Annotated in this window: 17 protein-coding genes; 12 read left to right on the top strand and 5 right to left on the bottom strand. The window is 63.5% G+C overall.

Annotated features, from left to right (window positions below; genetic code table 11):
• Positions 1-5 precede the first annotated feature (5 nt).
• Positions 6-269, bottom strand: coding sequence for a glutaredoxin 3 (grxC, locus tag ACXJ16_RS04645; protein ID WP_324695386.1), 264 nt, complete (start codon positions 267-269; stop codon positions 6-8).
• A 157-nt stretch (positions 270-426) separates the two neighbouring features.
• Between grxC and ACXJ16_RS04640 the strand changes: the two genes are divergently transcribed.
• Together ACXJ16_RS04640 and ACXJ16_RS04635 are read left to right on the top strand one after the other, a co-directional pair.
• The gene (locus tag ACXJ16_RS04640) at positions 427-897 is read left to right on the top strand and encodes an Hsp20 family protein (RefSeq protein ID WP_054437593.1); all 471 of its coding nucleotides are present in this window, start codon (positions 427-429) and stop codon (positions 895-897) included.
• A gap of 165 nt (positions 898-1,062) precedes the next feature.
• A complete protein-coding gene (locus ACXJ16_RS04635) occupies positions 1,063-1,998 on the top strand; it encodes an AEC family transporter (RefSeq protein WP_324695391.1) in 936 nt (311 codons plus the stop codon).
• A 74-nt stretch (positions 1,999-2,072) separates the two neighbouring features.
• Here ACXJ16_RS04635 and pyrG read toward each other — a convergent pair whose 3' ends face one another.
• From pyrG to tpiA, 3 genes are all read right to left on the bottom strand, one after another.
• A complete protein-coding gene (gene pyrG, locus ACXJ16_RS04630) occupies positions 2,073-3,701 on the bottom strand; it encodes a CTP synthase (protein ID WP_132469010.1) in 1,629 nt (542 codons plus the stop codon).
• A 142-nt stretch (positions 3,702-3,843) separates the two neighbouring features.
• Positions 3,844-4,263 carry a preprotein translocase subunit SecG gene (gene secG, locus ACXJ16_RS04625; RefSeq protein WP_185997336.1) on the bottom strand — a complete coding sequence of 140 codons (420 nt, stop codon included), beginning with the start codon at positions 4,261-4,263 and terminating at the stop codon, positions 3,844-3,846.
• A 155-nt stretch (positions 4,264-4,418) separates the two neighbouring features.
• Positions 4,419-5,177 carry a triose-phosphate isomerase gene (tpiA, locus tag ACXJ16_RS04620; RefSeq protein ID WP_054437602.1) on the bottom strand — a complete coding sequence of 253 codons (759 nt, stop codon included), beginning with the start codon at positions 5,175-5,177 and terminating at the stop codon, positions 4,419-4,421.
• A 323-nt stretch (positions 5,178-5,500) separates the two neighbouring features.
• On the opposite strand from tpiA, the gene ACXJ16_RS04615 reads away from it, so the two are divergent.
• The 9 genes from ACXJ16_RS04615 to lexA all read left to right on the top strand — a co-directional run bounded on the left by ACXJ16_RS04615 (position 5,501) and on the right by lexA (position 14,724).
• On the top strand, positions 5,501-7,468 hold the full coding sequence (locus ACXJ16_RS04615; RefSeq protein WP_324695395.1) for a peptidylprolyl isomerase: 1,968 nt from the start codon (positions 5,501-5,503) through the stop codon (positions 7,466-7,468).
• A gap of 23 nt (positions 7,469-7,491) precedes the next feature.
• Entirely contained in the window at positions 7,492-9,003 is a 1,512-nt protein-coding gene (gene trpE, locus ACXJ16_RS04610) for an anthranilate synthase component I (RefSeq protein WP_054437606.1), read from the top strand.
• On the top strand, positions 9,003-9,779 hold the full coding sequence (locus ACXJ16_RS04605) for a phosphodiester glycosidase family protein (RefSeq protein WP_324695399.1): 777 nt from the start codon (positions 9,003-9,005) through the stop codon (positions 9,777-9,779). The genes trpE and ACXJ16_RS04605 overlap by 1 nt, the downstream gene beginning before the upstream one ends.
• Positions 9,776-10,372 carry an anthranilate synthase component II gene (locus tag ACXJ16_RS04600; protein ID WP_054437615.1) on the top strand — a complete coding sequence of 199 codons (597 nt, stop codon included), beginning with the start codon at positions 9,776-9,778 and terminating at the stop codon, positions 10,370-10,372. The genes ACXJ16_RS04605 and ACXJ16_RS04600 overlap by 4 nt, the downstream gene beginning before the upstream one ends.
• Positions 10,369-11,370 (top strand): anthranilate phosphoribosyltransferase, encoded by a 1,002-nt coding sequence (gene trpD / locus ACXJ16_RS04595; protein WP_185997332.1) that lies wholly within the window; start codon positions 10,369-10,371, stop codon positions 11,368-11,370. The genes ACXJ16_RS04600 and trpD overlap by 4 nt, the downstream gene beginning before the upstream one ends.
• A 22-nt stretch (positions 11,371-11,392) precedes the next feature.
• On the top strand, positions 11,393-12,181 hold the full coding sequence (gene trpC / locus ACXJ16_RS04590; RefSeq protein WP_324695402.1) for an indole-3-glycerol phosphate synthase TrpC: 789 nt from the start codon (positions 11,393-11,395) through the stop codon (positions 12,179-12,181).
• Positions 12,182-12,243: 62 nt separating this feature from the next.
• Positions 12,244-12,723, top strand: coding sequence for a cyclic pyranopterin monophosphate synthase MoaC (moaC, locus tag ACXJ16_RS04585; RefSeq protein WP_324695404.1), 480 nt, complete (start codon positions 12,244-12,246; stop codon positions 12,721-12,723).
• Positions 12,720-13,931 (top strand): molybdopterin molybdotransferase MoeA, encoded by a 1,212-nt coding sequence (locus ACXJ16_RS04580; protein WP_324695406.1) that lies wholly within the window; start codon positions 12,720-12,722, stop codon positions 13,929-13,931. The genes moaC and ACXJ16_RS04580 overlap by 4 nt, the downstream gene beginning before the upstream one ends.
• 97 nt (positions 13,932-14,028) lie before the next feature.
• Entirely contained in the window at positions 14,029-14,724 is a 696-nt protein-coding gene (lexA, locus tag ACXJ16_RS04575; protein WP_132469009.1) for a transcriptional repressor LexA, read from the top strand.
• Positions 14,725-14,779: 55 nt separating this feature from the next.
• Here lexA and ACXJ16_RS04570 read toward each other — a convergent pair whose 3' ends face one another.
• On the bottom strand, positions 14,780-16,993 hold the full coding sequence (locus ACXJ16_RS04570) for a ComEC/Rec2 family competence protein (protein WP_324695409.1): 2,214 nt from the start codon (positions 16,991-16,993) through the stop codon (positions 14,780-14,782).
• A gap of 29 nt (positions 16,994-17,022) precedes the next feature.
• On the opposite strand from ACXJ16_RS04570, the gene gltX reads away from it, so the two are divergent.
• Positions 17,023-18,477 carry a glutamate--tRNA ligase gene (gene gltX, locus ACXJ16_RS04565; protein WP_054437621.1) on the top strand — a complete coding sequence of 485 codons (1,455 nt, stop codon included), beginning with the start codon at positions 17,023-17,025 and terminating at the stop codon, positions 18,475-18,477.
• Positions 18,478-18,488: the final 11 nt, after the last annotated feature.

Here is an 18,488-nt window from a genome sequence, read left to right as displayed (position 1 = left end):
TCCGGTCAGAGCCCGAGAACGGGGTCTAGCTTGCCGGCGCGGTCCAGCGCGCTGATGTCGTCGAAACCGCCGTAGGGCTTATCGTCCACCAGCACCTGGGGAACGGTCAAGGCACCGGGAACCCGCTCAACCATTTCGGCCCGCTTCGGCCCGCCCATCGTGATGTCATACTCTTCGTAGGTCACGCCTTTGCCGTCGAGCAGCGACTTGGCCATGACGCAATAGGGGCAGCCCCACTTGGTGTAGATCTCGACCTTCGGCTGGCTCATGAATACGGTTCCTTCAATCTCTTTGCGACCCTTGAAAGGGCGCCGCGCTATCATATCTAGGGATGCAAGTCATGGCCCGCCAAGGGGATGGCTTGCCAAAGAGGCGCCGGAGTCCGGGCCTCGTCACACGAAGATTGCTCAAGCGAGGATTTTTGTCATGAACCGTATCGATTTTTCGCCCTACCGCCGCACCATGGTCGGTTTCGACCGCCTGTTCGACATGATCGAGAACCAGGGCCGCGTGAATCCGGGCGATAAATATCCCCCCTTCAATATCGAACGTCGCGGCGCCGATGCCTATCGCATCACGCTGGCGGTCGCCGGTTTCAAGCCTGCCGACATCGATATCACTGCGCAGGCCAACCTGTTGGTGGTCAAGGGCCACAAGCCCGAAGAATCCGTCGAAGGCGAGATGCTGCACGTCGGCATCGCCCAGCGCGGGTTCGAGCGACGCTTCGAACTGGCAGATTATGTTCGCGTCGATGCCGCTGACCTGGCTGACGGCCTCCTTGTGATCGACCTCGTGCGTGAAGTGCCCGAGGCGATGAAGCCCAAGAAGATCGCGATTGGCGGCAATACGCTCACCGTGGTCGAGGGCAGCGCCGAAGAAGGTTCCGCTGCCGCCTGAATAGCCGGGTGAATTGCAGAATTGGGGGCGGTCCGGAAATGTCCGGGCCGCCCTTTTTGATGGTAAATTGCGCACTTCGCACGGAATGCAATTAAAACAGCGATGGACAGGCCAGGCCCAGCGCTTAATCCGCATGCTTTGCAAAGCAATGGGCCGCACTTTTCCATGATTTCGATCCTGTCGGTCGTCCTGCCGATCTTCGCCCTGACATTCGCAGGTTGGCTGACGCGGCGCTTGGGCATCTTCAGTCCGCAATCGACCACTGAACTGAACCGCTTCGTGGTCTATCTCGCCCTGCCTGCGCTGCTTTTCGATATCGTAGCCAAGGCCGACGCGGCCCAACTCTGGCAGCCCGGTTTCGTCGCGGTGTTTGGGCTGAGCACGTTCTTCTTCTTCGCGCTTACCGTAGCCATCAGCCGACTGGCCGGCGCAGAGATCGGCAATGCCGCAATCCATGGCCTCAACGGCGCTTATTCCAACGCAGCGTTTCTCGGCTTTCCACTGCTGCTGGCAACGCTGGGGCCGGCCTCCCAGACACTCACCCTGATCGCGACGATCAACACCGTCTGCGTGCTCTTTGCGGTTGCCATCGTACTGATCGAATTCGGAAACCAGTCAGGCGGCGGTGGCCCCTTGATCGTACTGCGCGTGCTACAGGCACTGTTTCGCAATCCGCTCGTATTGGCACCGCTACTCGGCGCTGCCGTGATGTCGAGCGGGATAGGCGTTGCCGCGCCCCTCGATGCATTCCTCAAACTGCTTGGATCGGCCGCAAGCCCTTGCGCCCTCGTCTGCCTCGGCATGTTCCTCGCCGAGCCGCGCGAACCAGAACCCGGCAGCGCGAGGATGACGGCCCTGCTGGTCGCTCTCAAGCTGTTCGTCTACCCGGCGATCACGCTGGCGCTCGCCCTCTGGGTCTTCCCCCTGACCGCACCTCTGCGCAATGCCGCCGTGCTCCTGGCCGCCCTGCCGACCGGAACCGGCCCCTTCATGTTGGCCGAGTTCCATCGCCGGGAAGGTGCGCTTACAGCCAGGGTTATTCTGATCTCGACAGTGTTTTCGGTCGGGACGATCACGCTGCTGCTCACCCTCCTCACCTGAAACGGGACATCCGGAATCGAAGAGGGGCGGGCTCTTGCGAGCCCGCCCCTCTTCATAATTCGGCCGCTACCGGCTCAGACCAGTCGCGCCTGCCGCAAGGCTGCCGCGATGAATCCCGCGAAAAGCGGATGCGGTTCGAACGGCCGCGACTTGTACTCCGGGTGGAACTGCACGCCCACGAAGAACGGATGATCCGGACGCTCGACGATCTCGGGCAGCAAACCGTCAGGCGACATGCCGGAGAAGATCAGTCCATTACCTTCAAGCGTTTCGCGGTATGAAGCGTTCACCTCGTAACGGTGACGATGGCGTTCCGAAATCTCGGTCGCATTGTAGATCGAGGCAACGTGGCTGTTGGGCGAAAGCTCGGCCTTGTAGGCTCCGAGACGCATCGTCCCGCCCAGATCGCCGCCTTCGGCGCGCTTTTCCAGGCCGTCCTTGCCCATCCACTCGGTGATGATGCCGACAACGGGCTCCTCGGTGGGGCCGAATTCGGTCGAGTTGGCCTTTTCGACACCAGCAGAGCGGGCGCCTTCGATACAGGCCATCTGCATGCCGAGGCAAATTCCGAAGAAGGGAACTTCACGCTCGCGCGCGAAGCGCACCGAGGCGATCTTGCCCTCCGTCCCGCGTTCGCCAAAGCCGCCTGGCACGAGAATGCCGTGCATCGGCTCAAGGGCAGCGGCGATCTCGGAATCTTCCTTCTCGAAGATCTCGGCATCGATCCAGTTGACGTTGACCTTGACCCGGTTGGCCATGCCGCCATGAACGAGTGCCTCGTTCAGCGACTTGTAGGCATCCTGAAGGCCGACATACTTGCCCACGACACCGATGGTGACTTCACCTTCGGGATATTCGAAGCGATCGGTAATGTCGTTCCAGCGCGAAAGATCAGGGGCTTCGGAAGCCATGCCGAAGTGATGAAGCACTTCCGCGTCAAGGCCCTCGTGATGATACTGCAGCGGCACTGCGTAGATGTTCGGCGCGTCAAGCGCGGGAATGACCGCCTGCGGACGCACGTTGCAGAACAGCGCGATCTTGCGGCGCTCGCTCTCCGGCAGTTCCCGGTCGCAGCGGCACAGCAGGATATCGGGCTGGATGCCGAGGCCGGTCAGCTCGCGCACGGAGTGCTGGGTAGGCTTGGTCTTCAACTCGCCGGCTGCCGCGATGTAGGGCACCAGGGTGACGTGCACGAAACAGGTCTGTTCACGGCCGAGTTCATTGCGCATCTGGCGCAGAGCCTCGACGAAAGGCAGTCCTTCGATATCGCCCACGGTGCCGCCGATTTCGCACAGGACGAAGTCGAGATCCTCGGTCTCCGTCATCGCGAAGTCCTTGATCGCGTCAGTGACGTGCGGGATCACCTGTACGGTGGCGCCCAGATAGTCGCCGCGGCGCTCCTTGGCGATGATGTCCTGGTAGATACGGCCAGAGGTGATGTTGTCAGCCTGGCGCGCCGATACGCCGGTATAGCGTTCGTAATGGCCGAGATCGAGGTCCGTCTCGGCGCCGTCGTCAGTGACGTAGACTTCGCCGTGCTGATACGGGCTCATCGTACCCGGATCGACGTTCAGATAGGGATCGAACTTGCGGATGCGGACGCGGTAACCGCGTGCCTGCAGGAGAGCCGCGAGGCTCGCCGCCATGAGACCTTTGCCGAGCGAGGAGACCACGCCGCCGGTGATAAAAATATGCCGCGCCATGGGAGTCGGCCCTTAAATTGCATGGGGGCACGAGCGCAAGAGCGCTGTGCCTGAATCCACAGTTCAAAACGAATGAAATGCCGCCTGCCAGAGCCAGACGGCATTCCTGTTACGATGATGCGCCGTAGTGTGCCCTGCCGGATTACCGGCCGGCAGCACCCGAAAGCGGATCATTGGCCGGAGTCGTGCCCGCAGGAGCGGCACCGGCCGGAGCCGGGCTCGCGCCATCCGCCGGAGCCGCGGCGGGAGCCGCCGGGCCGGCGAGCGGGTCGGCCGGCTGCGCGGGCGCGGCCGGAGCCGTCTCGCGCTGAAGGGAAGTATCGATATCGCGGCCCGTGGTTTCGTTCACCGCAAGCGCCGCAAGCACGATCGAGAGAATCACGAAAACCGCAGCAAGAATTCCAGTGGCGCGGGTAAGGAAGTTGGCCGCGCCGCGTGCGGACATGATGCCCGAGGGGCTGCCGCCCACGCCGAGACCGCCGCCTTCCGACTTCTGCATCAGGATGACGCCGACGAGAAGGAGGGCGACAATCGCCTGGACCACGGTCAGGAAAAGAAACATCGTGCGTTTTTCTCAGTGTTCTCGGGGGCCAAGGCCCGCATCTCAAGTCGCGCAGATAGGCGCTAGTCCGTCTCTGCGCAAGTCATCACCCGAAGCAGCTGCACAGTGCCCGCTGCCCGGCCGACTTTCGGGGCATTCTCGCCCCGTTTCCGTCGTCAGTCGTTGCCCAGCGAAGCTGCAGCGCCAACGATGGCGAGGAAACTTTCCGCGGTCAGGCTTGCACCGCCCACCAATGCTCCGCCCACTTCCGGCACGGACAGCAGTTCATTCGCGTTGTCCGCCTTGACCGAACCGCCATAGAGAATGCGCACATCCGCACCGCCCTCGCCGTAAATGGCCTTGAGCTTGTCACGAATGGCCTGGTGCATCGCGGCCACGTCCTCGATCGAGGGCACGCGGCCCGTGCCGATGGCCCATACCGGCTCATAGGCGACCGAAAGCTTCTCAGGGGCGCCGTCCGTGCGCGGGCACGAACCTTCGAGCTGCGCGGCGACCACGGCTTCGGCGTCGCCCGCATCGCGTTGCGCTTCGGTTTCACCGACGCAGAGAATCACCGCGAGGCCCGCCGACAGCGCGGCCTCCGCCTTGGCCTTGACGTCGCCGTCGCTCTCGCCGTGGAGAGTACGGCGCTCGGAATGTCCGACGATGGTGAAATCCGCGCCCGCATCCTTGAGCATGGGCGCGGAAATGTCGCCCGTGAAGGCGCCGCTGTCTTCCGCACGGCAGTCCTGCCCGCCAACGCCGATCAGTTCGACCGCATCGCGGATGCGGTAGAGCAACGTCGCCGGCGGCGCGACCGCCACCTGCACCTTCGGGAAGCGTGCGGCAGCCCGGTCGATCGCGCGCGCCTCGTTAAGCATCGCGCGCGTGCCGTTCATTTTCCAGTTACCGACGATGTAGGGCAGACCAGCCATGTTATTAAGAAACCTTGATTTCGGGGCGCATCGACCTTCTGACATACCGCAGAGGACGGGAATCGCAGGCCGCGCTTTCGTGGCGCTGCTAGGGCACGCAGGGCCTTCTTGTCAAAATCCGTGGATCTACCGTTCAGGCAAAACTTGCCGCCCGCCGCCATTCTTCGCGAGTCGCGCCCATCAGCAAGGACATCGGATAGAACCTTGCCATTGCAGGATGTCACAAGCCCCCCTAAAGCCAGCCCCGTTTTCGTACGAAGGCCGTCATCACGCTCGGCCGTCGTGCTCCGGTTGAACCCAAATCTCGCTGATCGGCACGGTCCATGCTCTCTTTCTTCCGTAACTTCCTGAAGTCCAAGATAGGTGCCGGCATCGCGCTGCTGGTCCTGGTGCTCATTACCCTGGCTTTCGTCGGCGGCGATATCACCGGCCAACGCGATTCCGCGGGCCTGGTGTCCGGTGCTTCCGTGGCCACAGTCGGCAAGGACGACGTAGAAGAAGGCGAGCTCGCACTTGCCGCCAAATCCGCGCTGACCCGCGTGCAAGGGCAGGACCCGACGATGACCATGAAGGCGCTCATCGCGCAGGGTGGTCTCGAGCAGGTTCTCGACGAACTGATCGACCGTACCGCCACGGCGTTTTTCGGCAAGAAAGTCGGCGTGGTCGCCGGTGATCGCCTGATCGACAGCGAAATCGCCCGTATCCCCGCCTTCCAGGGCGTCGACGGCAAGTTCGACCAAGCCACGTTCCGCCAGCTTCTCGCTCAGCAGGGACTGTCCGAGAAGTCGCTGCGCGAGGATATTGCGCAGGGCCTGATCGCGCAGCAGCTCATGCTGCCCGCGCAGTTCGGCACCACGATGTCGAGCTTCGCCGCCAAGCGCTACGCTTCCCTCCTTGACGAGAACCGCTCGGGTTCGGTCGTGGCGCTGCCCTCGCAGGCGTTCTTCCCCGAGAAGGCCCCGACCGACGCGGAACTCCAGGCATTCTACAAGGCTCACACAAACGCCTTCATCCGTCCCGAACGCCGCGTGATCCGTTACGCAGCCTTCGGCGAGGACGCGGTTGGCAACCTGGCCGCACCCACCGCAGCGGAAATCGCCAAGCGCTACGAGACCGACAAGGCTCTTTATGCCCCGCAGGACAACCGCAAGATCACGCAGTTGATCGTGCCTACCGAAGCTGCCGCCAAGGCGGTCGCTAGCGAAGTCGCCGGGGGCAAGACCCTCGAAGCGGCCGCGCAGGAAAAGGGCCTTTCGGCTGCGAAGCTTGAATTCTTCAGCAAGCAGCAGCTTGCCAGCCAGTTCTCTCCGGCCGTCGCAGACGCCGTCTTCGCGACCCCGACAGGCAAGCTGACCTCACCGCAGAAGAGCGCGCTCGGTTGGCACCTGATCCGCGTGGAGGAAGAACAGAAGAAGCCTGAGCGCCCCCTCGCCGCTGTCTCGGACGAAATCGTCGCGAAGCTGACCGAGGAAAAGAAGCGCACCGCCTTCACCGACCTGCTCGCCAAGATCGAGGACGAGTTCGCGAATGGCGCCAGCCTCGTCGAAGTCGCCAAGTCGGTCGGCGCCACCGTCGAAACCACCGCGCCGATCACCGCCAACGGACAGGTCTACGGCAAGGCCGGGGAAACCGCGCCTGCGCAGCTCCAGCCCGTTCTCGCCACCGCGTTCGGCATGGATCAGGAAAAGCCGCAGGCATCGCAGGTCGGCAAGGATGCGACCCAGTTCGGCGGCAAGAACTACATCGTCTACGACGTGACCCAGATCACGCCGTCGGCGCCTGCTCCGATCAAGGAAATCACCAACGACGTGAAGGCCGCCTGGGCGCTGGACAAGGGCTCGGCCGCAGCCAAGGCCGCTGCGCTCAAGGTTCAGGCAGCAATGCGTCAGGGCAAGACGCTGGAACAGGCCATTGCCGCCAGCGGCGCCAAGGTACCACCTGTCGAACAGGTCTCCATGTCGCGCGCCACGCTCACCGCCGCACTGCGTTCGGGCCGTCAGGTACCGCCGCCGGTGTCGCTGATGTTCCACATGGCCAAGGGCACCGTGAAGGTGCAGGCAGCCGGACAGGATCGCGGCTGGTTCGTCGTCGTCCTCAAGGAGGTCGTGCCAGGCAAGGTCGATTCGCCGGTCCTCGTCGAAGGCACCCAGCGTGAGCTGGGCGGCCAGCTCGGCCAGGCCTATACCGACGCCCTCGGCAAGGCGATCCGCAAGGAAGTGGGCGTCACCAAGCACGACAAGGCTATCGCAGCCGTTCGCCGCCAACTCGATGGCGCCGGCAGCGCCGAGTAACAACTGAGATGATGACCGGGGTTATGGAACGCGAATCGGATCGCCTTGCAGCATTGGCGCAGCTCTCTGAAGGCAAGCCTGCGCTGCTCTGGCGCAAGCTTGTCGCCGACACCGAGACCCCGGTCGCCGCCGCGCTGAAGCTCTTCGAGGAAGGGCGCGGGGATTTCGTGCTGGAATCCGTCGAGGGCGGCGAAACGCGCGGGCGCTACAGCCTGATCGGCCTTGACCCCGACCTGGTGTTCCGCGCCGAAGGCCACGCCTGCGAGATCAACCGCAACTGGCAGCACGACCGGGAGAGCTTCACCGCCCTTCCCGGCGACGCCCTGGCGGAACTGCGCGCGCTCGTCGAAAGCTGCCGGTTCGACGTGCCGCCGCAACTTCCCCCGGCACTTGCCTGCCTCGTCGGCTATTTCGGCTACGAGACGATTGGCCTGGTCGAGAAGCTGCCGCGCGCGCCGCAAAGCGCGCTTTCCTTGCCTGACATGTTGTTCGTGCGCCCCTCACTGATCCTCGTGTTCGATCGCCTTAGCGACGAACTGTTCTGTGTCGCGCCGCTCTGGCCGGAAGCAGGAGCGCCCGAGCGTCTGGTCGAACTCGCAGCGGAACGCATCGACGAGGCCCTGCGCAAGCTGGCCGCGCCGGTGCCCGCCGCGCCCACCGCTACGGATCTCGCCGAGCCGGTACAGACCCCGGTCATGGCTGCTGCCGACTACGAAGCCATGGTCCTCAGGGCAAAGAACTACATCGAGGCCGGCGACATATTCCAGGTGGTGTTGGCCCAGCGCTTCACTTGCGACTTCCCGCTGCCGCCCCTCGCGCTTTACCGCTCGCTGCGCCGCATCAATCCTTCGCCATTCCTCTATTTTCTCGACATGCCCGGCTTTGCGCTGATCGGATCGAGCCCTGAGATCCTCGTGCGCGTGCGCGAGGGCGAAGTGACGATCCGCCCGATCGCCGGCACCCGCCCGCGCGGCAAGAGCGCTGCCGAGGACAAGGCCAACGAAGTGAGCCTCCTCGCGGATCCCAAGGAACGCGCCGAGCATCTCATGCTGCTCGACCTCGGCCGCAACGACGTGGGCCGCGTGGCGGCCGCCGGTTCCGTTGAAGTGACCGACAGCTACACGATCGAGCGCTACAGCCACGTCATGCACATTGTCTCGAACGTGGTCGGCCAGCTCGACACGGAAAGGCACGATGCCATCGACGCCGTCTTCGCGGGCTTCCCGGCCGGCACTGTCTCCGGTGCCCCCAAGGTCCGCGCCTGCGAGATCATCGCGGAACTCGAACCGGAAACGCGCGGAGCTTACGCAGGCGGCGTGGGCTATTTCGCGCCGGACGGTTCTGTCGATTCCTGCATCGTCCTGCGCACCGGTGTCCTCAAGGACGGCGTGCTCCACGTGCAGGCGGGAGCCGGTATCGTTGCCGACAGCGATCCCGTCTACGAACAGCGCGAATGCGAGGCCAAGTCCGGCGCGCTGTTCGCCGCCGCCCGCGAAGCCGTGCGCGTCGCCGGGGAGCCGGGTTTCGGCCAGTGATGCGCGCCGCCGCCGCGGCCGTATTGCTTCTCGCTGCCTGCTCGTCGGGCGATGCGCGGCAGGAGGCCGCCGCGCCGCCCCCGCCTCCATGTGAAGGCGCCACCTTCGAAGGCGCCTCCTTTACGCATTGCACCGCCGATCCCGCGCGGCACACCATCCAGATGGTGCTCGGCCCGAAGGGCGGCGCCCCTTACCGCAGCCTCTCGCAATTGGCGGTGGATCGGCCCGGCAAGAACCACGCCGTCGCCTTCGCGATGAACGGCGGCATGTTCGACGAGAAGGGACAGCCGATCGGCTACTATGTCGAGGACGGCGTAAGACTGCACAAACTGAACACGAACGAGGGTTGGGGCAATTTCCACCTCCAGCCCAACGGCGTGTTCTATGGCGATGCGGATGGCCACTGGGCCGTGCGAGCCACGAACGATTTCGCCAGGAACATCGTCAACCGCCCGGATTTCGGCACCCAGTCCGGCCCCATGCTGGTGATCGGCGGCAAGCTTCATCCAAAGATCGACGCGGACGGCCGATCCAGGAAACTGCGCAATGCCGTGGGCGTGGACCGCAAGGGCCGCGCCCATTTCGTAATTTCGGACGAGCCGGTTTCCTTCGGGAAGCTTGGACGCTACTTCCGTGACAAACTCGATTGCCCCAATGCGCTGTTCCTCGACGGCAGTGTATCCTCGCTCTGGGACCCGGAGCACGGGCGCGTGGACGGCGGGCCTCCGCTGGGCCCCTTGATCGTCGTCGAGAAAGCGACGAAAGGCAGTACATGATCCTCGTCATCGACAATTACGACAGCTTTACCTGGAACCTGGTCCATTACGTGATGGAACTCGGCGCCGAAGTGGAAGTGGTGCGCAACGACGCCCTGACCGCCGCGCAGGCCATAGACAGCGGCGCGCAGGGTTTCCTTCTCTCGCCCGGCCCCTGCACGCCGAACGAGGCGGGTATCAGCCTCGATCTCGTGGGCGCCGCTGCCGACGCCGGCAAGCCGCTTCTCGGTGTCTGCCTTGGCCATCAGTCGATCGGTCAGTACTTTGGCGGCAAGGTCGTGCGCGGCGGCCTGATGCACGGCAAGACTTCCCCTGTCACCCATGACGATACCGGCGTCTTCCAGGGCATCCCCTCGCCCTTCACCGCGACGCGCTATCATTCGCTCATTGTCGAGGACATTCCGCAGGCGCTCAAGGTCAATGCCCGTTCGGACGATGGCCACGTCATGGGCTTCCGCCATGCCACGCTGCCGATCCACGGCGTGCAGTTCCACCCGGAAAGCATCGCGACCGAACACGGCCACGCGATGCTGGCAAACTATCTCAAGCTCTGCGGCCTCGACCCGAAGCTTCCGGCCCGCCTCGCCGCATGACTGTGGCAAGCCTTCCCGATCCGCTGCACCCTATCGAGGAAGCCGAAGCCGAAGAGGCTTTCGGTGCTATCCTCGATGGCAAGGTCGATGACGAAGCCATCGTTCGCTTCCTCATTGCCCTGACCGACCGCGGCGAAACCGCCGGCGAGATCGCCGGCGCTGCTCGCGCGATGCGGGCACGGATGATCCCCATCGCAGCGCCCGGCAACGCTATCGACGTTTGCGGCACCGGCGGCGACGGGCACCATACTCTCAACGTCTCCACAGCGGTCTCGCTGGTGGTAGCAGCCTGCGGCGTCCCGGTCGCCAAGCACGGCAACCGTGCGGCCAGTTCCAAGGCCGGCGCGGCCGATACCCTCGAAGCGCTGGGCCTCAACCTGGACCGGGCTGCCGAAACCGCGGAAGAAACGCTCGGCGACCTTGGCATCTGCTTCCTGTTCGCCGCGCGCCACCACCCCGCGATGGGCCGCATCATGCCCATCCGCAAGGCGATCGGCCGCCGCACGATTTTCAACCTCATGGGCCCGCTCGCCAACCCCGCGAACGTCAAGCGCCAGCTCGTCGGCATTGCCCGCCCTGCCTATGTGCCGATCTATGCCGAAGCGCTGATGCACCTCGGCAGTGAGCACTCGTTCGTCATATCCGGGGATGAAGGGCTCGACGAACTCAGCCTCGCCGGCGGCAACGAAGTGGCCGAGATCAGGCATGGCGAACTCTCAATGCGCCGGATATCGCCGGAAGATGTCGGCCTGCCGATATCGCCGGTCGGCGCCATCCGCGGCGGCGACGCCGCTCACAACGCCGATGCCCTGCGCCGCCTTTTGCTGGGTGAAACCGGCGCTTATCGCGATGCCGTGCTGCTGAACGCCGCCGGCGCACTGATCGTCGCCGGTGAAGTCGAAACCTGGCAGGAAGGCGTCGAGGAAGCGGCGGAAGCCATCGACAAGGGCCTCGCCAATGCCCTGCTCAACTGCTGGATTTCAGCGCTCAAGTCCTGACCCAGACGGTCCCGAGGAAACCATGTCCGACAAGCTTACCGAAATCTGCGACACCAAGCGCGTGGAAGTCGAAACCCGCAAGGGCTTCGCCACCGTGAACGACCTCGACGCTCGCGCCGTGGGCCAGTCCGCTCCGCGCGGTTTCGAGGCTGCGCTGCGCCGCAAGGCCCAGGATGGCTTTGCCCTGATTGCGGAAATCAAGAAAGCTTCGCCGTCCAAGGGACTGATCCGGCCTGATTTTCGCCCGGCAGAACATGCTGTCGCCTATGAGCGCGGCGGCGCGGCTTGCCTTTCGGTCCTCACCGACGCTCCCTATTTCCAAGGCCACGAGGACTATCTGGAGGATGCTCGCGCTGCATGCGCATTGCCGGTCATCCGCAAGGACTTCATGGTCGATCCCTGGCAGGTCGCAGAGGCCCGCGCGATCGGCGCGGACGCCATCCTCATCATCGTTGCCGCTCTCGACGACGTCCTGATGGCTGAACTCGAAGCAGCTGCTCACGAACGGGGCATGGATTGCCTCGTCGAAGTTCACAACGAATCTGAAATGGAGCGTGCAAGCCGGTTGAAATCGCGCCTGATCGGGGTCAACAATCGCGATCTCAAGCACTTCGTCACGGATATCGCCATTACCGAACGTCTGGCCCCCCTCGCACCCGGAGGGACCCTGCTCGTCAGTGAAAGCGGGATCAACGCCCATTCCGATCTGATCCGTCTGTCAGGTTGCGGTGCGCGGACGTTCCTGGTCGGCGAAAGCCTGATGCGCGAAGCTGACGTGGAAGCTGCGACCAAAGCACTGCTTTTCGGCTGATCCGCGACTTCAGACCGTTTCGAGATTAGCGTAAGCACGCAGATCCATGGAGAGGTGAGGCGATGAGCAAGAGCCTGACGCACATCGATACCGAAGGGACCGCACGCATGGTCGACGTCGGCTCCAAGAATGAGACACGGCGTGTCGCGGTGGCCTCCGGCCGCATCGTGATGACGCAGGATGCGCTCGAAGCGATCCAGGCCGGCAATGCCCCCAAGGGAGATGTCCTGGGCACTGCCCGTATCGCCGGCATCATGGCCGCTAAGAAGACCGGTGACCTTATCCCGATGTGCCACCCGCTGTTGCTTGATGCCGTAAACCTCGATTTCACGTTTGACGCACAAGCCATATCCGCCAAGGCAACGGTAAGTCTAAGCGGCAAGACTGGCGTTGAAATGGAAGCGATTACAGCGGTTTCCGTCGCACTCGTAACAATCTACGACATGGCGAAAGCGCTTGATAAGGGCATGATCATCGGCGACATTCGCCTGATCGAGAAGACAGGTGGAAAATCGGGCCACTGGCGAGCTGAAGCGCTGTGAAGCCGCACCTTTCCCTCGAGGAAGCGCAGTCCCGTCTTCTTGCACTTGTCGAGCCTCTCCCCATCGAGCGGGTCGATATCGACGGCGCGCTCGGACGCTTTCTAGCGGAACCCTTGCGCGCTCATCGCAGTCAGCCTCCGGCTGATCTCTCGGCAATGGATGGATATGCCGTAACCGCCGACCTGTCGGGGCCTTGGCGCGTTATTGGCGAGAGCGCGGCCGGCCATCCTTACGAAGCGTCAGTCGGCGCGGGCGAAGCAGTAAGGATTTCGACCGGTGCGATGCTGCCTGAGGGCGCCCAAGCCGTTATCCTTCAGGAAGACCTCGCTCGCGAGGGGCAACAGATCACCCTGACGGGAGAGGCACCCGAACCTAGCCACCGCCATATCCGGCGCTGCGGCATGGACTTTGTGGAAGGCCGCGAACTTCTCGCCGCCGGTACTTTGATCGGCCCGGCGCAAGCCGCGCTCGGCATTGCCGCCGGCCATCGCCACCTGCCCGTCCGACGGATTCCGCGGGTAACCGTCATAGATAGCGGCGACGAACTCTCGACCGACCCTGAGTTCTGCGCCAACCATCAGGTTCCTGCCAGCAACGGCGTCATGCTGGTTGCCATGGCCCGCTCTCTTCCGGTGGATGCGAACCGGATAGGCCCCGTGGCCGACAAGCTCGATGACCTCATCGCCGCCTTCGAACAGGCGAGCGATTCTGACGTCATCGTGACCAGCGGGGGTGCCTCGGTCGGCGATCACGATCTTGTCCGCCCGGCCCTCGAAGCATGGGGCGCACAGCTGGACTTCTGGCGCGTGGCCATCAAGCCGGGCAAGCCCCTGCTCGTGGCGACCCGCCAGCGCGCTACCGGGCCGCAAATTATCATCGGATTACCGGGGAATCCGGTATCCAGCCTTGTGACAGCCTATCAGTTTCTCCTGCCTGTCCTGCGGGCCCTGTTGGGGGCTTCACGGCCAATCCCACAGCCGGTTGCAACCCGGCTTTCGGCCCCCCTGCCCGCTGCGGGCAACCGCCGGGAGTTTTTGCGCGGTTACTGGAACGGCGAGACGGTCTGCGCGAACCCGCTTCAGGACAGCGGCGCTCTGGCATCGCTCGCGGCAAGCAATGTACTGATCGATCGCCCCATTGGCGCGCCGGCCGCGAATGCAGGAGATGTTGTTGAAGTGTTCTTGCTCCAAAATGGCGGTATTGCTTGACGATACCGGATTCGTTGCATAATTGTTCCCTCATTGTTCGCAGGCAAATCGCCGGACGAGACAGGGCCATGGGCCGCAGAACGAAGAGGCAACGCAGATGTTGACGCGCAAGCAGCACGAATTGCTCCGGTTCATTCAGGTCCGGCTTGAGGAAAGCGGCATCTCGCCCAGCTTCGAGGAAATGAAGGAAGCGCTGGACCTCAAGTCCAAGTCCGGCGTTCACCGCCTGATTTCCGCCTTGGAGGAACGGGGTTTCATTCGCCGCCTCCCCAATCGCGCTCGCGCTCTCGAAGTCCTGCGCCAGCCTGAGGATGCAACGTCCAAACCTGCAAGATCGACTCCGGCGGCGAACAGCAACGATACTGCAGCGCCTGTCCGCGCACCCCAGATCGCACCTGCCCCCGCGAACGATGTCATCGAAATCCCACTCCACGGCCGCATCGCCGCCGGCGTGCCGATCGAGGCCTTCGAAGGACAGTCCATGCTCCCGGTTCCCGCAGCGCTGCTTGGTTCGGGCGAACACTATGCGCTCGAGGTTTCGGGTGATTCGATGATAGACGCGGGCATCCTCGACGGCGATTTCGCCTTGGTGAAGCGCACCAATACCGCTCGCGACGGTGAAATTGTCGTCGCTCTCGTGCGAGGGGCTGAAGCCACGCTCAAGTATCTGCGCCGCGAAGCCGGAATGGTGCGCCTTGACCCTGCCAATGCCGCTTACGAACCGCAGATTTATGGGCCTGACGAAGTCGAGGTTCAGGGCAAACTGGCCGGACTGCTACGCCGCTATCACTGATGCGGCTCAAGCGTGAGACGATGTCCGGTTGTTCCGCCGTCTCGCCGCCGCGTTATTACCGGGCCTTGGCGATGACGCCATAAGAAAGCGGCGGCGAACGCCACCACCCATGATCACCTTGCGCATCTGCCACTGAATGTACCGTGCGGCGCTTCAGGTCGATCGCCACGCCGCCCGTCTTGCTCAGCATGTTGCGATCCGCCTTCAGCCAGATTGGCTGACAACTTCGCGGCAGACGTCGGCCCGCAATTACGAGATAGGCGCGCTGGCAGGCCCGAGCCAAAGTGTCTTCCGGCACGATATCCCGGCCCCTGGCGATCAGTATGTGGCGCGCCTTCCCGCCACGTTCCAGCATCAACGCACAGAAATCCGGGTTGCATCGCACGCCCGGCCAGTCTGCAATCAAGACGGGTTTTGACTGAACTCCCGCTACTTCCATCAGATTGTCCAAAACGTAATCGCTCGAGCTGTCGCGCAGCATGACAAGGCGCCTCCCCGGACCGTCAATCAAAGCAACTTGGCGGCCATCTCCCGAAACGACGATGTCCGGCGGGGTCAGCAGGAGCAGGCCGATAAAGCCGCTGGCGACTGGAAGCAGACCCCAGAGCCTGGCTTTTCCGTGCCAAAGCCCCAGCCAAAGTCCTCCAGTCACGAAAAGTAGAAACTGCCATCCGCCCATCGTCGGCGCCATGCTCACCGCACCGGGCCGCGAGGCGATGAACCGTGCCAGACCGATCAGCAGATCGATGGCTACTCCAGCAAGCCACCAGACCGGCGATCCGGCCCCAACGATATCGAAAAGCAGCGCCGCGCCGACCAGGGGCATGACAAGAAAGGTCGTGAGCGGGATGGCAACCACATTGGCGATCGATCCATAGAGTCCGGCGCGGTGAAAATGATAAAGTCCGATCGGCATCAGCGCGAGTTCGATGGCTACGCCCGTGACGAGGATCAGGGATAGGCTGCGCAGCGCCTTGAAAGGCAATGCTTCGTCACGGGCCGAGAACCAATGCCGGATGGGCACCGCATTGCCTAACGCGATCAGCACGACAACGGCGGCAAAGCTCATCTGGAAGCTAGCGCCCACAATCGATTCGGGCCAGATCAGAAGGACGATGAAGGCGGCCGCCGCAAGCAATCGCATCGACAGCGCCTCACGCCCCATCGCCAATGCGGCAAGTACCAGTAGCGCGCTCACGCAGGAGCGTATGGTCGGCACCTGCGATCCGCTCAGCAAAGTGTAACCAACGCCCGCCAATGCCCCGCTAGCCGACGCAAGGACAGGCAATCGCACCCGCAACGCCAGCGCGGGAGATAACGCCAGCAGGCGCAGCGCGAGGATATAGACCGCACCGACAACTGCGCTGACATGCAGGCCGCTGATCGAGAGCAGATGCGCAAGTCCGGCATCGCGCATCGCCTGGGCCTCTGCCTTGCCGATCCCGCCCATGTCCCCTGTGACGAGCGCCGAGGCGATCCCGCCGGCGGATCCTTCAAGGCTTGCAGCGATATGACGGGACAGCCGCATTCGCTGCTCGCCAAGCCAGTCGTCACCCGCTCCGGGGGAAAGCACCTCCACAGGGGAAAGCACGGCGCCGGTTGCGGATATCCCGGCGAACCAAGCCGCCCTGGCGAAATCGTAGGCGCCAGGCAGCATCGGAGGTGCCGGAGGCATCAATCTCCCGCGGAATCGGATGATAGCGCCGGTTGAAAGTGCCGGAGACCGCGCCGATGCGGGCAAGTTCACGCGAACCTTGATCGGCCTGCCGGTCCCCGGCTCCCGCAGTGCCAGAATCAGTCTGTCCCGCTTCAGCGCCGGCTGCTCCTCGATCGCGAGAACGCGGGCCGTGAATGTTCCGAACAGCGGCCTTGCGATCGCCGGCTGACCAACCGTTTCCGAGCGCGCCCAGACAACGAGACATCCCGCCATGACGAGAAGCGAGCAAGCGATCATCGCCTGCCTGATATATGGAATCCGCGTAGCACCCTGAAGGCAGTACAGTGCGAATAAAGCAACTGCGACGCATACTACGCAAAGGGTGACCCACTCCTCGGCTGTAGGCAGGAAAAACCACGCAGTTATGCCGGTTCCGAAGGCTACGGTGAGCCATGGTCCTCTAGCGAAACCGCAGTTCGAAAGAAAACACTCGACACCGGCCAAACTGCTCGACAAGTGGCTCTGGCTGATCCATGGGCGATGCTGCAATGCAGCGGTTCCGGCAAGATCCGGATGCTCTGAATCAAGTGACGTGGCGGCTTGGCTGGCCATGGCGCGCATAGGACAGGAAGGTTACAATAATGGCAAGCGGCAGTGCATCGAGCGGACCAGACGGCAGCAAGGCCGTCGTCACGCGCTTTGCCCCCTCGCCCACGGGTTATCTCCATATCGGCGGCGCCCGTACCGCACTTTTCAACTGGCTCTTCGCCCGCCATCACGGCGGCAAGTACCTGCTTCGCATCGAAGATACCGATCGCGCTCGTTCGACCGAGCCCGCGATCGAGGCGATCTTCGACGGCCTGACATGGCTCGGGCTCGAAGGCGATGAACCGGCCGTGTTCCAGTTCGCCCGTTCCGACCGCCATGCCGAAGTGGCTGCCGAACTGCTGGCCGGCGGTCATGCCTATCGCTGCTACCTCACTTCCGAGGAACTGGCCGAGCGCAGGCAGAAGGCCCAGGAAGAACGCCGTCCGTTCCGCATCGACAGCGAATGGCGCGATGCCGATCCCTCGACCTGGCCTGCTGACAAGTCCTACGTCGTGCGCGTGAAGGCCCCGCGCGACGGCGAAACGACGATCAACGATCTCGTGCAGGGCGAAGTTACCGTCAGGAACGAGGAAATCGACGATTTCGTCATCCTCCGCTCCGACGGCACGCCTACCTACATGCTCGCCGTCGTCGTGGACGACAACGACATGGGCGTCACGCACGTCCTGCGCGGAGACGATCACCTCAACAATGCCTTCCGGCAGCTTGTGATCATTCACGGCATGGGCTGGGACGTGCCTGTCTACGGCCATGTCCCGCTCATCCATGGCTCTGACGGCGCAAAGCTGTCGAAGCGTCACGGCGCGCTGGGCGTGGACGCCTATCGTGACGATATGGGCGTGCTTCCGGAAGCGCTGTTCAACTACCTGCTTCGCCTTGGCTGGGGCCATGGCGACGAGGAATTCATCAGCCGCGAGAAGGCGGTCGAATGGTTCGACATGGCGGACGTGGGCAAGTCGCCCTCCCGCTTCGACCTCGCCAAGCTCCAGAATCTCAACGGCCACTACCTTCGCGAGGCCAGCGATGCGCGTCTCGCCGAACTGGTGCTGCCGCGACTGGTGCAGGCCGGCTACGAAGACCCCGACCTCGCCCTGCTCACGCAGGCGATGCCGGTACTGAAGGTCCGCGCAAAGGACCTCAACGAACTTGCAGAAGGCGCCGCCTTCCTTTTTGCCAAGCGTCCGCTCGCATTCAGCGAGAAGGCGCAGGCGCTTCTGACGGACGAGGCGCGGGGGCGCCTTGCCGCCATTCACGAGCGTCTGTCCGCGCAGCCCGAATGGGCTCTGGAGGCATTGGAAGCCAGCCTGAAGGCAATGGCCGAGGATCTGGGATTGGGCCTCGGCAAGCTCGCGCAACCCTTGCGGGCGGCCCTGACTGGTCAGACGACCTCTCCGGGTATTTTCGACGTATTGGTTTTGCTCGGCCGGGACGAAAGCCTCGCACGCATTGGCGCGCAAGCGGACGCCACGACCGGGTCGCACATATAAGGAGTAAGAAC

The organism is Novosphingobium sp. TK71, assembly GCF_055361505.1.
Note: the sequence above shows the minus strand (reverse complement) of the source record. Positions and strands in the feature narration are given on the sequence as shown.